The sequence below is a fragment of the Mesorhizobium sp. ISC15 genome, assembly GCF_037162615.1.
Taxonomy (GTDB): Bacteria; Pseudomonadota; Alphaproteobacteria; order Rhizobiales; family Rhizobiaceae; genus Mesorhizobium; species Mesorhizobium mediterraneum.
This window is the reverse complement of record NZ_JAVSPX010000001.1, coordinates 5,266,578-5,278,831: the sequence shown is the minus strand read 5'-3', so window position 1 is coordinate 5,278,831 and position 12,254 is coordinate 5,266,578. Positions and strand designations below refer to the sequence as shown.

22 protein-coding genes are annotated in these 12,254 nt (G+C 61.9%); 15 read left to right on the top strand and 7 right to left on the bottom strand.

The genetic code is table 11. The annotated features are described in order from the left end of the window. Nucleotides 1-28 precede the first annotated feature (28 nt). On the top strand, nucleotides 29-742 hold the full coding sequence (locus tag RPG13_RS25375) for a class I SAM-dependent methyltransferase (RefSeq protein ID WP_337126278.1): 714 nt from the start codon (nucleotides 29-31) through the stop codon (nucleotides 740-742). 436 nt (nucleotides 743-1,178) lie between these two features. Here the strand turns inward: RPG13_RS25375 and RPG13_RS25370 are convergent, their stop codons facing one another. The 5 genes from RPG13_RS25370 to RPG13_RS25350 form a co-directional block, all read right to left on the bottom strand. Continuing rightward, complete coding sequence (locus RPG13_RS25370; protein WP_127206649.1) at nucleotides 1,179-1,730, bottom strand: acyltransferase; 552 nt, start codon at nucleotides 1,728-1,730, stop codon at nucleotides 1,179-1,181. Between the two features lie 515 nt (nucleotides 1,731-2,245). Further along, nucleotides 2,246-2,416, bottom strand: a complete 171-nt coding sequence (locus RPG13_RS25365; RefSeq protein ID WP_164759374.1) for a hypothetical protein — start codon at nucleotides 2,414-2,416, stop codon at nucleotides 2,246-2,248. A 149-nt stretch (nucleotides 2,417-2,565) separates the two neighbouring features. Continuing rightward, complete coding sequence (locus RPG13_RS25360; RefSeq protein ID WP_337126277.1) at nucleotides 2,566-2,766, bottom strand: hypothetical protein; 201 nt, start codon at nucleotides 2,764-2,766, stop codon at nucleotides 2,566-2,568. A gap of 132 nt (nucleotides 2,767-2,898) precedes the next feature. Continuing rightward, nucleotides 2,899-3,066, bottom strand: coding sequence for a hypothetical protein (locus RPG13_RS25355; protein WP_167391021.1), 168 nt, complete (start codon nucleotides 3,064-3,066; stop codon nucleotides 2,899-2,901). A 124-nt stretch (nucleotides 3,067-3,190) separates the two neighbouring features. Continuing rightward, complete coding sequence (locus RPG13_RS25350) at nucleotides 3,191-3,376, bottom strand: hypothetical protein (protein WP_127206585.1); 186 nt, start codon at nucleotides 3,374-3,376, stop codon at nucleotides 3,191-3,193. A gap of 80 nt (nucleotides 3,377-3,456) precedes the next feature. On the opposite strand from RPG13_RS25350, the gene RPG13_RS25345 reads away from it, so the two are divergent. The 6 genes from RPG13_RS25345 (at nucleotide 3,457) to RPG13_RS25320 (ending at nucleotide 5,665) form a co-directional block, all read left to right on the top strand. Next, nucleotides 3,457-4,263 carry an N-acetylmuramidase family protein gene (locus RPG13_RS25345; RefSeq protein ID WP_337126276.1) on the top strand — a complete coding sequence of 269 codons (807 nt, stop codon included), beginning with the start codon at nucleotides 3,457-3,459 and terminating at the stop codon, nucleotides 4,261-4,263. Beyond that, nucleotides 4,260-4,478, top strand: coding sequence for a hypothetical protein (locus tag RPG13_RS25340; protein ID WP_127206587.1), 219 nt, complete (start codon nucleotides 4,260-4,262; stop codon nucleotides 4,476-4,478). The genes RPG13_RS25345 and RPG13_RS25340 overlap by 4 nt, the downstream gene beginning before the upstream one ends. Nucleotide 4,479: 1 nt before the next feature. Continuing rightward, complete coding sequence (locus tag RPG13_RS25335) at nucleotides 4,480-4,746, top strand: hypothetical protein (protein WP_337126275.1); 267 nt, start codon at nucleotides 4,480-4,482, stop codon at nucleotides 4,744-4,746. Next, a complete protein-coding gene (locus tag RPG13_RS25330) occupies nucleotides 4,731-4,928 on the top strand; it encodes a hypothetical protein (protein ID WP_126105781.1) in 198 nt (65 codons plus the stop codon). The genes RPG13_RS25335 and RPG13_RS25330 overlap by 16 nt, the downstream gene beginning before the upstream one ends. After that, nucleotides 4,907-5,251 carry a hypothetical protein gene (locus RPG13_RS25325; RefSeq protein ID WP_164547165.1) on the top strand — a complete coding sequence of 115 codons (345 nt, stop codon included), beginning with the start codon at nucleotides 4,907-4,909 and terminating at the stop codon, nucleotides 5,249-5,251. Before RPG13_RS25330 ends, RPG13_RS25325 begins: the two co-directional genes overlap by 22 nt. A 120-nt stretch (nucleotides 5,252-5,371) precedes the next feature. Continuing rightward, nucleotides 5,372-5,665, top strand: coding sequence for a hypothetical protein (locus RPG13_RS25320; protein ID WP_095482670.1), 294 nt, complete (start codon nucleotides 5,372-5,374; stop codon nucleotides 5,663-5,665). 56 nt (nucleotides 5,666-5,721) lie between these two features. Here RPG13_RS25320 and RPG13_RS25315 read toward each other — a convergent pair whose 3' ends face one another. Next, the gene (locus RPG13_RS25315; protein WP_164547166.1) at nucleotides 5,722-5,868 is read right to left on the bottom strand and encodes a hypothetical protein; all 147 of its coding nucleotides are present in this window, start codon (nucleotides 5,866-5,868) and stop codon (nucleotides 5,722-5,724) included. Between the two features lie 264 nt (nucleotides 5,869-6,132). On the opposite strand from RPG13_RS25315, the gene RPG13_RS25310 reads away from it, so the two are divergent. The 4 genes from RPG13_RS25310 to RPG13_RS25295 all read left to right on the top strand — a co-directional run bounded on the left by RPG13_RS25310 (nucleotide 6,133) and on the right by RPG13_RS25295 (nucleotide 7,724). Beyond that, complete coding sequence (locus RPG13_RS25310; RefSeq protein ID WP_095482668.1) at nucleotides 6,133-6,447, top strand: hypothetical protein; 315 nt, start codon at nucleotides 6,133-6,135, stop codon at nucleotides 6,445-6,447. Between the two features lie 323 nt (nucleotides 6,448-6,770). Beyond that, nucleotides 6,771-7,076, top strand: coding sequence for a DUF1236 domain-containing protein (locus RPG13_RS25305; protein ID WP_128243938.1), 306 nt, complete (start codon nucleotides 6,771-6,773; stop codon nucleotides 7,074-7,076). Between the two features lie 100 nt (nucleotides 7,077-7,176). Continuing rightward, on the top strand, nucleotides 7,177-7,383 hold the full coding sequence (locus RPG13_RS25300; RefSeq protein WP_095482666.1) for a hypothetical protein: 207 nt from the start codon (nucleotides 7,177-7,179) through the stop codon (nucleotides 7,381-7,383). Between the two features lie 80 nt (nucleotides 7,384-7,463). Next, the gene (locus RPG13_RS25295) at nucleotides 7,464-7,724 is read left to right on the top strand and encodes a DUF2934 domain-containing protein (RefSeq protein ID WP_126105782.1); all 261 of its coding nucleotides are present in this window, start codon (nucleotides 7,464-7,466) and stop codon (nucleotides 7,722-7,724) included. 80 nt (nucleotides 7,725-7,804) lie between these two features. On the opposite strand, the gene RPG13_RS25290 is transcribed toward RPG13_RS25295, so the two are convergent. After that, entirely contained in the window at nucleotides 7,805-8,278 is a 474-nt protein-coding gene (locus tag RPG13_RS25290) for a hypothetical protein (protein ID WP_337126274.1), read from the bottom strand. A gap of 106 nt (nucleotides 8,279-8,384) precedes the next feature. Here RPG13_RS25290 and RPG13_RS25285 point away from each other — a divergent pair, with 106 nt between their 5' ends. From RPG13_RS25285 to RPG13_RS25270, 4 genes are read left to right on the top strand one after another with little or no spacing between them, the layout of a single operon-like run. Then, a complete protein-coding gene (locus RPG13_RS25285; protein WP_095482664.1) occupies nucleotides 8,385-9,110 on the top strand; it encodes a GntR family transcriptional regulator in 726 nt (241 codons plus the stop codon). Nucleotides 9,111-9,112: 2 nt separating this feature from the next. After that, nucleotides 9,113-10,147, top strand: a complete 1,035-nt coding sequence (locus RPG13_RS25280; RefSeq protein WP_164547167.1) for an ADP-ribosylglycohydrolase family protein — start codon at nucleotides 9,113-9,115, stop codon at nucleotides 10,145-10,147. Further along, entirely contained in the window at nucleotides 10,144-11,118 is a 975-nt protein-coding gene (locus tag RPG13_RS25275; RefSeq protein WP_292723434.1) for a PfkB family carbohydrate kinase, read from the top strand. Before RPG13_RS25280 ends, RPG13_RS25275 begins: the two co-directional genes overlap by 4 nt. Nucleotides 11,119-11,174: 56 nt before the next feature. Continuing rightward, nucleotides 11,175-12,236, top strand: coding sequence for an ABC transporter substrate-binding protein (locus RPG13_RS25270; RefSeq protein WP_292640684.1), 1,062 nt, complete (start codon nucleotides 11,175-11,177; stop codon nucleotides 12,234-12,236). The last annotated feature ends 18 nt before the right edge of the window (nucleotides 12,237-12,254 follow it).

Below are 12,254 nucleotides of genomic sequence, written 5' to 3'. Positions count from 1 at the left end.
CGCCAGAAGGGCGAGGGAGACTGTTTTTATGGCTAACGCAGACAGCATTATTGCCATCTATGACGACTATTACACCGACGGGAAAGTAGCCGCAAAACGGGAGATCGCTTCCAAGCAATCTGTCGGGCACATCGACGCGATTATCAGGGGGCAAAGGTTCGAGAAGATACTCGACATCGGTGCCGGCGAAGGCGCCGTCCTGGACAAGCTGAACAAGAAGGGTCTCGGCAAAACCCTCGGGGCCGTGGAGATTTCGACAAGTGGCCTAGAGGCCATCAAGGCTAGGAAGATCGCCAATCTAGCCAGCCTCGACATTTTCGACGGCTATCATATCCCACATCCCGACAAGTCGTTTGATCTCGGTCTTGCGATCCACGTGGTTGAACATGTCGAGCACGAGCGGATGTTTTTGATGGAGGCGGCGCGGGTCTGCAAGATGCTCTATATCGAAGTGCCGCTAGAACATACCCGAAATCTCAGCAAGGCGATCCGAATGTCAGGACCGTATGGGCACATCAATTTTTACACGCCACTGACGTTCGAAAACCTGCTCAAGACGTCCGGCCTCAAAGTCGAAAGGCTGATGACGTTCGCCCACGATCTAGCTTACGAGCAGCACCTGACCGGCCCCTCAAAGGGATGGTTGAAATACAAGCTTCGAACCGAATTTCTCAGGTTCGCCCCAAAGACCGCAGTGCGCAACATGGCATACATGGCCGGCGCGCTTTGTTCGTCCAAATAGGCTCAGAAGTAGAAGGGTGACGCCAGTCATGAAAGAGCTGCGCGAAAAGATCGATGATTACTTCTCAGGTCCTGGGTTCTGGCCGTTCTTTGTCATGATGGTTATGCTGTTTCTTCCCAGTGTCGTTGCCGCGATTATTTATTTATGAGGCTTGCTAGCCTCGATGTGATCAGCGCGGGTGCCTGGCTCAGCTTCTCCGCTGGTCGTTGTCCGGCTTTTGTTTACTCAACCACCAGATGAAATACATCGAGCCCATCTTCAGCACAGGAACACGCCGGTCGAGCGGCTTAAAGTCTTTCCTCATGATCTCGCCTATGAGCAACACTTGGCAGGTCGTACAAAAGGATGGCTGAAGTACAAGGTGCGGACAGAGTTCCTGAAAATTGCGCCTAAAGCCGCAATGCGCAGTGTCGCTTACATGGCCGGAGCTCTGTGCTCAAGCCACTGATCGAGCCACTGGGTCGCCGATTTGCCTGGCAGGGTTGCCGCCAACCATGGTGAAGGGCGCCACATCTTTTGTTACTACCGATCCGGCGCCGACGACTGCGCCCTTGCCGATCGTCACACCTTTCAGAATAACGGTGTTGAAGCCAATAAAGACGTTGTCTTCAATTCTCACCGGCGCGATGGTGATGTTCGACCAGTCCTTCTTTCCCTGATGCCAGTCGGCGACATCGGCCTTCCGATTCTGCCATCCTGTCGCATGCGAGTTGTGATCTACGACCGTGGTGCCCCAGCTTATGATCACGTCATTACCGATTTCGATGCGCTCGGCCGCGACGAGGTGGCTCTTGCCGATGTAGCTGCGCTGGCCGACGGTGATCTTTGCGTCGGGCCGGTCAAAGGAAAAAGCGCAGTGGAGGATACATTCCTCGCCGATCGCATGATGGCCACGCCGTGCGGTGCGAATGCTTTGGATACTCATCTTCGCGCCGGCGCCGGCGTTGATGCCAGCTAGGCGATACATGAACCGTGGAACGAACGGCATCTCAGTTTCGCCCGAAACGCGATTTCGGCAACCTTTCGGCGATAAGCTGCGATCCCGCGAAGAATCGGAAATGGGCCGAAAAGCGCTTGAGGCTTTGTGCTACCGGCTGGTCAGTACGCATCACTATCATTAGGCTGCCCACGTTTCTGCCGCTATTTGCGGCAAGCGGCGGCGCTTTGCAAGCGCGATAGTCCCGCGTTCACGCTCTAATACGTTTGGCTTAACAGTGTCTCTGATGGAGAGCCTGCGCAGTTGGCGTTCGCCATTCGCACGGACTTGCATATCGATCGCGACTCTGATCGAGACGCCCTTCAAAATTGCCGAAGAGAATTCTCTCGCTCCGAAGAAGAGCCCCCTGCGTAGTCGCCAGGCGCAAAAATCCAACGGAACGTTCTGGAAAGAACGTAGCGGGTGACGCCGGATCGGCTGGGCTATACCGGATGAGTGGTCCGGTAACTTTATCAACGGCGCCGAGGCCGTAGCGGCGCTAAATACGCAGGCGAATGGCGCAGCGTCTATTGATGGTTGTCTTGCGGCTTATTGTGAGGCTGGCTGTTCGACCACCAGATAAAATACAGCGAACCTATCTTCATGACCGGCACGCGGCGCTCGCGTTCGCGCACCCGCAATTCGCGATAAACTTTCATCTTCAGGGTGCCGCCCGGCAATTTGATACGCACTGCCATCGGTTCAACTCCCGCCGTGCAACGCAACGATGATGTGCAATGCAGCAATTAGAGAACTTTCCCCAGGGAAGAGTCAACAGCCGATAGGCGAGTTCTTTGACTATTTCCGGAAGGATTTGAGCGCAGGCGCCCGATGATGGTCCAGGTCGTCAACGCATTGCCTGGGGCCGGTCAGGATCGTCCGGTGCACCCGGCTGGTCGTTCAAAGGACGCTGGCGGCTCGACCACCAGGTAAAATACAGCGAGCCCATCTTCAGAACCGGCACGCGGCGGGCGCGCTCGCGCTCGCGCAATTCCCGATACACCTTCATCTTCAAGGTGCCGCCAGGCAACTTGATACGAACCGTCATCAGCCCAATCCCCATTGTGCAGCGCAGCAATTAGAGAGCTTCCGCCGCGGAAGAGTCAACAGTCGGTCATTGACTATTTCTGGGGTTATTTCTGCAACTGGTTCCAGAAGGGTCCGGGTCGCAGGCTCGGGATCATTGTTTTGGCGGGCGCCCGGACGGCGACATGCTGCTCGGCCACCAGACGATGAAGTACTTTCCGACCTGCCAGACTGGGACTTCGCGCTTCTGCTCGCGGCGGCGAAGCTCGTCCCTTTTCTTGATCTTCAACGTCCCGCCCGGAAGCCTGATCCTTATTGTCACGTGCCCTCCCGCACCCTGTGTCCCCACGAAGCACGAACGGTTGATGGGAGCAGTTTCATCCCGGCTAAGCAATTTCGGTTGAGGTGGCAAGACGGATCGAGCTGTTCTCAGATGGTCGACACCGTCACTTGAAGAACTCCGCCATGCCCCGGATGGCCAGGAACGCATAGAGGATTGGCCCGGCGACCACCCCGCAATAGAGGCAGAAGATCGCTGCCAGAGCCACAAGCAACGGCTTGTCGCGGCCGACCGCGGATAGCTCGGCCTTCACCGTCCAGCGCGCTGCGGCCGTTCCGTCATCTTGCGACATGGGCCCATCCTCCCCTTTGGGCTCATTTCACACAACCGCTTGCAAACATCAACCTGCCCGCGAGGGCGGAAAGGAAACCCATGGACACCACGTTCAAGGGCGCCGCCAGGCGCCTCACCGATCTCGATCTGCCGAGGCTTGGCGCCAGGATCGGCGTTGGCGAGGATGAGATCCATGCCTTCCTCGATGTCGAGACCAGCGGGCATGGCTTCGACGCCCAGGGCCGGCCGATCATCCTGTTCGAGCCGCATGTCTTTTTTCGCAATCTGTCGGGGACGGCGCGGGCACAAGCTGTCGCGGCTGGCCTTGCCTATGTCAGGTGGGGCGAAAAGCCGTATCCCCGGGACAGCTATCCGCGCCTGAAAGCCGCCTGCGCGATCGACGAGACGGCGGCGCTCAGATCGGCGTCATGGGGTCTCGGCCAGGTCCTCGGCGAGAATTTCGAGGCGGCCGGCTTCCTCACCGTGCAGGCCATGGTCGAAGCCATGATGGAGGACGAGGCGTTGCAGCTGGCGGCGGCGGTCAATTTCATCGCCGCGAACCGGCTCGACGACAAATTGCGCAAGCATGATTGGGCCGGCTTTGCCAAGGGCTACAACGGCGCGTCCTACAGGAAGAACGCCTATGACACCCGGCTTGCCGACGCGTTCCGCAAATGGTCTGGGATCAAGGACACGCCGTGGCCGCCCGTTGCCCCAGCGCAGCCTCCAGCGCCTGTCCCGATCCCACAGGCTCCACAACCGGACGGTCCCACGCCTTCGGCCCCGAAGGCAGAGCCGGGCAAGGCTGGAGTCCGGCCCTGGGCCGTAGTCGTGGCCTCCTTGGTCGCCGCAATCCTTTCCTTGTTTCGAAAGGTCCCCTCTTTGTTTCGAAAGGCAAAGCCATGAAGTGGTTCAATACGAATGCCGCACACAATCTGATCAATGTGCTGATCCTGCTGCTCACCAGCTTGGTCGGCTTCGACTGGACGATGTTCGGCATCGACGCCGCCCTGGCGCTCAAGATCACTGGGGTGCTGGCCCTGCTCAAGATTCTGATGAATGTCGTCCGCGACGGCGTCGCCGGCCTCGTCAAAAAGCAGCCCGCCGTGGAGGGCAATTGAGATGTGGGTGCTTTCCATGCTGAGCGCGCTCGCCGGCAACAAGACGGTCATGTCGATCTTCGCCGCGCTGGTTGGCGGCGTCGGGCTCTATGTCGCCGGAGGCATCAGCCGGGCCAAGAAGGACGCGGCCAAGCCAGCGGCGGAAGAACTCGCCGCCGCGCAGGATTGCCTCGAAATGGGCCGCGAGGCGACCGATGCCGAACGCGCGGCGCGCGACCTGCCGGACGAAGCGGCACGGCGGGAGGCGATGCGATGGGCAAAGCACTGATCCTCTGCCTGTTGCTCGCCGGATGCACAACGCCGGTTTCGCCGGCGCGTCAGGTCTGGTGCGAACACAACCAGCAGCGCCGTCCGTCGGTGGCGGTCGTCGCAGCCATGACGCGACCCGAGCTCGACGAGGTGAATGCCTACAACGGGAAGGGCGCCAGATGGTGCGGGTGGAAGCCATGATACAGGAGCTTCTCGATGCTCTCGGCATCAAGGCGCCGGTGGTGGTCGCCGGCCTTTCCGGCGGCATCTTGCGAGCCTTGTCACGCCACCGCTACAAGGTTCGCGAGATGGTGGCGTCGCCGATCTGCGGCGCGCTGGCGGCGGCCTACCTGACTTTGCCAGTGGTGCACTACTTCCGCGCCACCGGCCTGCCGATTCCGTCGCCTGACGACGACACCACGACGCTGGCCGCGGCGTTCCTCATCGGCGTCTCGGCGATGTGGATCTCGGACATCGTCTTCGAGGTGGTGGTGAGGCGGTTCAAGCCGGGGAAGGAGGAGTGATTGCGCCTGTCTTATTGCGCCGCGGTAAACAGTCTCCCGCGGGAGATACCGCTCGGGGTGAAGATTGCGGAACCACGGGCGAAGGTGCGCGTTAGGCACGACCCTTGTGAGGATGTACCCATGCCAGCTCGCCCAATCGTCTCGACAGCCGCAGCGATCCTGCTCGCCGCCACAAGCATGGCTTACGCCCGGCCGGATGCGCGCACCATGACATGCGAACAGACGCAACTTCTGATCCAGAGCCGGCGTGCAGTCGTCCTGACCACCGGCCGCAACACCTATGATCGATATGTCCGCCAATTCGGCAATGAATGCGACTGGCCCGAAGTGCCTGTCACCTCCTATATCCGGACGCGTGACGGTCAATGTCGTGTCCATCGATGCGAGGAACCGGTCTTCGATTTCCCGGACTGAGAAGCAGCCGGCGCTCGATCCAAGGTTTTTCGTGTGAAGCCGCGGGACCGGATGCCCTAGAAGCCGAAGAATTGCCGGCCGACCAGATACCCCAGCGCGACGACCGCCAGGGGAAACAAGGCCGGCGCCAGCCGGCTGAGCACGGAGTTCCTTGCCGGTTCCTTTGGGGCGTTCCTGACGGCGTTTCCGAGGTTCTTGGTCATGATCTCGCTATAGTAGCAATCGCTGATTAACGATTCCTCAACATGCCGCGCCCGCCCCGGAAACGGGGCGGTTTTTTTGCGTCTTCAACGGATGTCATCCGCATTGCCGCTCAAAACTATCGTGTCGGTCGAATAGCACGGAGCTCATGAATTTGCGGGCGTTTCCTGAACCAGCATGGGGCTGGGCGCGTTGCCGCATGCGGGAACCAATCGCCGCCCACTGCTTTGGCTAGGAGATGGTCCTTCGCAGGAAAGGAGTTCGATATGAAACCTTTCGCACTCTTGCCGAGCATGTTGATGCTGGGCGCACTGGCGTTGGCGGCGCCGGTTGCCGCCCAGACGGATAACCAGACACCCGACCAGGCGCCCGCCGGCCCTTGCCAGGCCGAACCGCAGAACGGTCAGCAGCAGAAGCCGCCGGCCATCAACAACAGCCTGACTGAGATGCTTGATCCCTGCAACGGCGTGCTGCAGCCGCCGCCGACGGGCGATCAGGGCATGGCCGCACCGCCGCCGGACGAAGGCAGGACGCCGGTGATCAAGCCCGGCGAGGTGCCGGCGCAGCCGCCGAAACAATAGGCCGCGCTCGCCGTCTCGCGGCGGTTCGCAGGCTTTTTCGCTTGCGGCCCGGAACATTAGTTCTTGCTAATTGTTCTTGTCGAAGCAGTCGATATCACCCCCTCCGGTATCGCTGCTGATCGGGAGATCCGATCGGCCCGCGTGCCTGCGGACAGGAACGCGGGCCACTGCGATTTCTCGCAGCAACGCATCAAGGCTGCGCCAATGCGGCGATCGATTAGCGGCCGCTCACGGAACAAGAAGGTTGCGTGGGCGTTTTGCAATCTGGGCTTGCCGTTCCTGACTGTGGAAGGCGGAGTCCGCAAACCAGACAGGAGAAGACGATGAAAATCCACCTTGTTCCTGCCGCCGCCGGGCTGGTTCTGCTCGCCGGTGTCGGCGTGGCCACCGCAGACCAGGTGATTATCACGCCCGAGCAGCAGACAGTCGTCCGCGAATACGTGCAGAGGCACCCGCTGGCGTCGATCAGCCTTCTGGGAGTGGAGCTCAATGTCGGTTCCACCTTGCCCGACACGGTTGAGCTTCATCCGATCGACGTTCCCGACGTGGAATACAGATACGTGGTCGTCGACGATCGCACCGTGCTGGTCGATCCCGGCACCCGCAGGATTGTGCAGGTCATCGACTGACCTTCACCCGCCGCTCTCTCGGGAAGACGCAAGAGGGAGCGGCGGCTCGCCGGCAGGCAGCCGGCTGTTGATCGTCTTGTCGCGGGAAGGAGCCATTTCCATGTTGCCGCATGTCGAGTCTTCCAATGTCAATGTGGCCGCATCTGTCGACAAATTGCTTGCTGAACGGGGCACTGCCCTGTTGTCGATGAAGGAGTTGATTGCAGCGGTGCGTGAGCGAACTGGAACGGAGCGCTCGGACGCGGATCTGGCGGGGCTGATCACCAAGAAGGCAGCACTCCTCGGTGTCGCGGTTCTATCCGACTAGGGCTGAAGCCGCTCAAGACGCCGATCGAAATTTCAGCTAAAACAGTTGTCGCTCACGGATTCGAGCCGATGGAGGCAACAGTGACGGACGACAGGCAAGAACGCATTCGTCAGCGGGCCCACGCGATCTGGGAACAAGCCGGCCGGCCCGACGGTGCGCATCAGCAGCACTGGGACCAGGCCACAGCCGAGATCGACGGTGAGGACAGCAAGCCGAAAGCGAAGGCGGCTCGGCCGAAGGGGCCGGCGGCCGCCAAGCCCAAGGATAGCACGGCCAAGGATAGCAAGCCCAAGGGCACTAAGCCAAAGGCTGCCCGGCCGCGCAAGGCTTCAGCGAGCTAGAACATATAGCGCTTCGGCCGCGAGACGAAGCTCTGTCCGTGCCGCGGCCGAAAAGCGTGAGTTCCCGAAATCGATCTCGGTTACTTGCCGCAGTGATTGTCGTTGACGGTCGGTGAAACCGTGCCGGGAGCCTTGTTCGTTGCATCGGGCATCGCGCCCTGCGGGCCTATAGGGCAGTTCTGATCGGCATTGGAATTCAAGCCATCAGGGCCCGCAATAATGCTACCAGTAATCCCGGGATCGACAGTATCCGGTTCGGCCAGGTTCGGATCAATCGGGGCCGGGTCGGTGACGACGCTTCTGTCGCTGCCGGTACCCATGTCAGCGTCTGGGTCGCTGGCATTCTGGGCCATCGCAGAGGTCGCCACACCAGCGGCGAGTAAGGACGCTGCGAGAATTTTCGTAAGCATAGCTTGTCTCCATTTGTCTCCATTTTTTCGATTGTCGCCGCATTTGCGACTATAGAAAAAACCGCTCGGGGGTGGTGAAGGTTCCCATAAAATTCCGGCCTGCGACGAACCGTTCGTGATCAGCAGGGCGATCTTGCCCGGCATGGAGGACGCCAGGGAACTCAACAAGCGTGCTGGCCATGAGCCGTTGACATGACGGCCACGTCACAGTATTGAACAGGACTATACAGGTCCACTGAACAGGTATTCCATGGCGCGTCGCACGGCTCTGTCATCTCCCGGAACGGGCAAGCCCGAACGGATCGCCACCGTCCTCGAGCACGAGATCCGCTCCGGCGTGCTCGGTTTCGGCGACCGCCTGCAGAGCGAGAACGAACTCGTCCAGCGCTTCTCCGTCAGCCGCAACACCATCCGCAAAGGTCTTGAGGAGTTGTCGAGCCGTGGGCTGATCACCACCAAGGTCGGCATCGGCTCGTTCGTCACCTTCGACGGCATGCCGGTCGACGACGCCGTTGGCTGGTCGCGCGCGCTGGCCAATGCCGGCGCCAATGCCGAGACGCGCACGCTCAGGCTCGAAGTCATGCAGGATGCCGAGCTCGCCGCCAGGCTGGGCGTCGAAAGCCCGTTCTTCATCGCCGTCGACCGGGTGCGCTCCAACGCCGATGACGGCCACGCCATCTCGATCGAACGCAGCCGCCTGCCGCTGTCACCCGAACTGGAGGACGTGCCGTTGCGCGGCCTGCGCGAAGGCTCGCTGCACCAGACACTGCGCGGGGCGGGGCTTGTCCCCGACCATGGCGAGGAATGGGTCGATATCGAGATGCTGAGCGCCGAGGACGCGGCCATTCTCGACTGCGCGCCCGGCGCGCCGTTCCTGCGCACGCGGCGGTTGACGCGCGCCGCCGATGGCCGCGCCATCGAATATGTCACCAGCCTGCTCAATCCGGCGCATTTCGCCCTTCACCTGGAGTTCTGAGCATGGACGCCGCCGAGGCGATCGACCGAGCGATGGGGGCGCTTATCGGCGGTGCGCTGGGCGATGCGCTCGGCATGCCGACGCAGCTGCTGTCGCCGGCCCGCATCGCCGAGCTCTACGGCAATGTCGAGGATTTCGTTGCGCCCGTCGTCGACCATCCGGTATCGAAAGGCTTGGTCGCCGGCACTGTCACCGACGACACCGAACAGGCGCTGCTGCTCGGCCGTATCCTGGTTGTTTCAGGCGATAGCTTCGACCATACGCGCTGGGTCAACGCACTGCTCGACTGGGAGCGCGACGTGAAGGCGCGCGGCAGCTACGATCTGCTCGGACCTTCGACCAAGCGCGCCATCGATGCCATCAATGACGGCGTGCCGGCTGAGGAGGCCGGAAGCGGCGGTGACACCAATGGCGCGGCCATGCGCATCGCGCCGGTCGGCATCATGATGCCAGCCGAGCCGCTCGACGCGCTGGTCGCCAAGGTCGCCGAAACCTGCCGCGCCACGCACAACACCTCGATCGCCATCGCCTCGGCCGCTGCCGTCGCCGCCGCTGTCAGTTGCGGCGTTGCCGGCGGCGGCTGGCGCGCAGCTTCGGACCGAGCTATCGCGGCGGCTAGGCGCGGCGCAGTGCTCGGACACTGGGTCACCGGCGGTGATATTGCCGCACGCATCGACTGGGGGAGGGACCTCGTCCGCGGCAAGGCTGTCGCTGACGGAATCCGGCTGATCGTCGATCTGGTCGGCACCGGCGTCGCCAGCCAGGAATCGGTTCCTGCGGCCTTCGCGGTGCTGGAAATCGCCGGCGGCGATCCCTGGCAGGCGGCCGTCATCAGCGCCAATCTCGGCGGCGACACCGACACGATCGGGGCCATCGCCGCCGGCATGGCGGGCGCCTGCGCCGGTTTTTCCCGATTGCCACAGGAAAACATCGCCCGGCTGAAAGGCCTCGATATTGCTCAGGTGCGCGCTCTTGCCGCCGACTTGGTCGCTATGCGGATGGCGAAAAGCAGCTCCGGCAAGGATGCGGCGGCATGAGCGGCCGTCTCCTCCATGTCGGCAGCGCGGTGGTGGACTATGTCTACCGCATCGACGCCTTGCCGGCGCCCGGCACCGAAAAGACCGCATCGAGCTATGCCCAGGTCGCCGGCGGCGGCTTCAACATGATGGTCGCGGCCAGCCGCACCGGGATGAAGGTCGCCTTCGGCGGCCAGCTCGGCAGCGGGCCGAATGGCGATTTCCTGCGGGCCGCCTTCGCCGCCGAAGACATCGCAACGCTGACGCCACCATCGCCAGTGATGGATAGCGGCAATTGCGTCGCCATGATCAGCGGCGACGCCGAGCGCACCTTCGTGTCGTGGCCTGGCGCCGAGAGCATGCTCAATCTCGACATGATGGCGTCTGTCCGGGTTGCGCCGGGGGACTGGGTGTTCGCCTCCGGCTACACGCTGAGCTATCCCGGCAGCCGCGATGCGCTGGCCGACTGGATCGAGGCGCTGCCGGCGGAAATTCCCTTCGTCTTCGATCCGACGCCGGTCATATCAGACATTCCGCGCGCCATTCTCGATCGGGTGCTTGCGCGCACGAGCTGGCTGAGCTGCAACACCGCCGAAGCGGTCCAGATCGCCGGTGCCGGCGATGTCGAGGCCATTGCCGCCGGGCTTCTTTCTAATCATTGCCCGAGCGCCGACGGGGTCATCATCCGCGCCGGGGCAAAAGGCTGCTTCGTGCGGCTGGCAGACGGTAGCAGGCAGGCCGTGCCCAGCTTCAAGGTCGCCGCCGTCGACACCAATGGCGCCGGCGACACGCATATCGGCGCCTTCGTCAGCGCACTGTCGCGCGGCGTGCCGCCCTTCGAGGCGGCAAGTTACGCCAATGCGGCGGCGGCGCTCTCGGTCACCCGCCATGGCGGGTCGTCCGCGCCGACCGACCAGGAGATCCAGACATTCCTCAGCCATGACGATCGAATGACGACCGTGCACGGCCGGGAGCAAGAGGCCCATTTCTGACAGCCTAGATGACGTAACAAGCCCCGCCAACCGGGCAAACAATGAGAGGAACGAACATGCGCATGCCCAAACTGACTGCTTTCCTGACGGCGACTGCCGTCGTCACCTCCGTATTCACGCTGGCCGCCACTGCCGCCGAAGTGCATGTGCTCAACTGGAAGGGCTACGGGGCCGATGAGCCCTGGGCCATCGCGGCCTTCGAGAAGGCGACCGGCAACAAGGTCGTCAACGACTTCTTCAATTCCGAACAGGAAATGCTGACCAAGCTCAGGACCAATCCCGGCCTCTACGACGTCGTCATGATCAACGCCGCCTTCAACGACCAGGCCATGGCGGAAAAACTGATCCAGCCGATCGATGTCTCGAAGATCCCCAACTATGCCGACATCAGCCCGGACAAGGCAGGCTCGCCCATGCTCGCCCGCGACGGCAAGGTCTATGGCGTGCCATGGGTGTGGGGCTTGACCGCGCTCGCCATCAACGAAAAGGCCTTCGAGACGCCGCCGACCAGCATCACCGAAATGTGGAACGAGGCCCATAAGGGTCGCGTGGTCATTCGCGACGACGCTGTCGAAGCGGTCCAGTTCGGCGCCATCGCCACCGGCCAGAACATAAACGACATCAAGGACATGGAAGCGGTCAAGGCGAAGCTGACCTCGCTGATGCCGCAGATCAAGACATTCTGGAGCTCGGAGAACGACTGGAACCAGATGGTGGCCTCCAACCAGATCGACATCGGCACCTACTGGAGCGGCTCGGCCGATCGCGCCAAGACACATTTCAAGCTGCCGGTCGCGCTGGTCATCCCGCAGGAAGGCGCCGTCGCCTGGCTCGACGCCTTTTCCATTCCAGTCGGCGCCAAGAATGTCACTGGGGCCGAGGCCTTCATCAACTACATGATCGATCCGTCCTTCTATGTCGAATGGGTCACCAAGGTCGGTGCGCCGGTCTCGGCCAATACCAAAGCGGTCGCAGCCCTTCCGGAAGATGCTTTCAACCGCAAGGTGATGGGCGATCCTGATGTCGCCAAGCGTATCCAGTTCCAGGCGCCGATCACCGATGCGCAGCGCGAGGCCTATCTGGCGCTGTGGCAGGAGCTCAAGGTCAACGTGAAGTAACGGCGGGCTTTTCGGGTA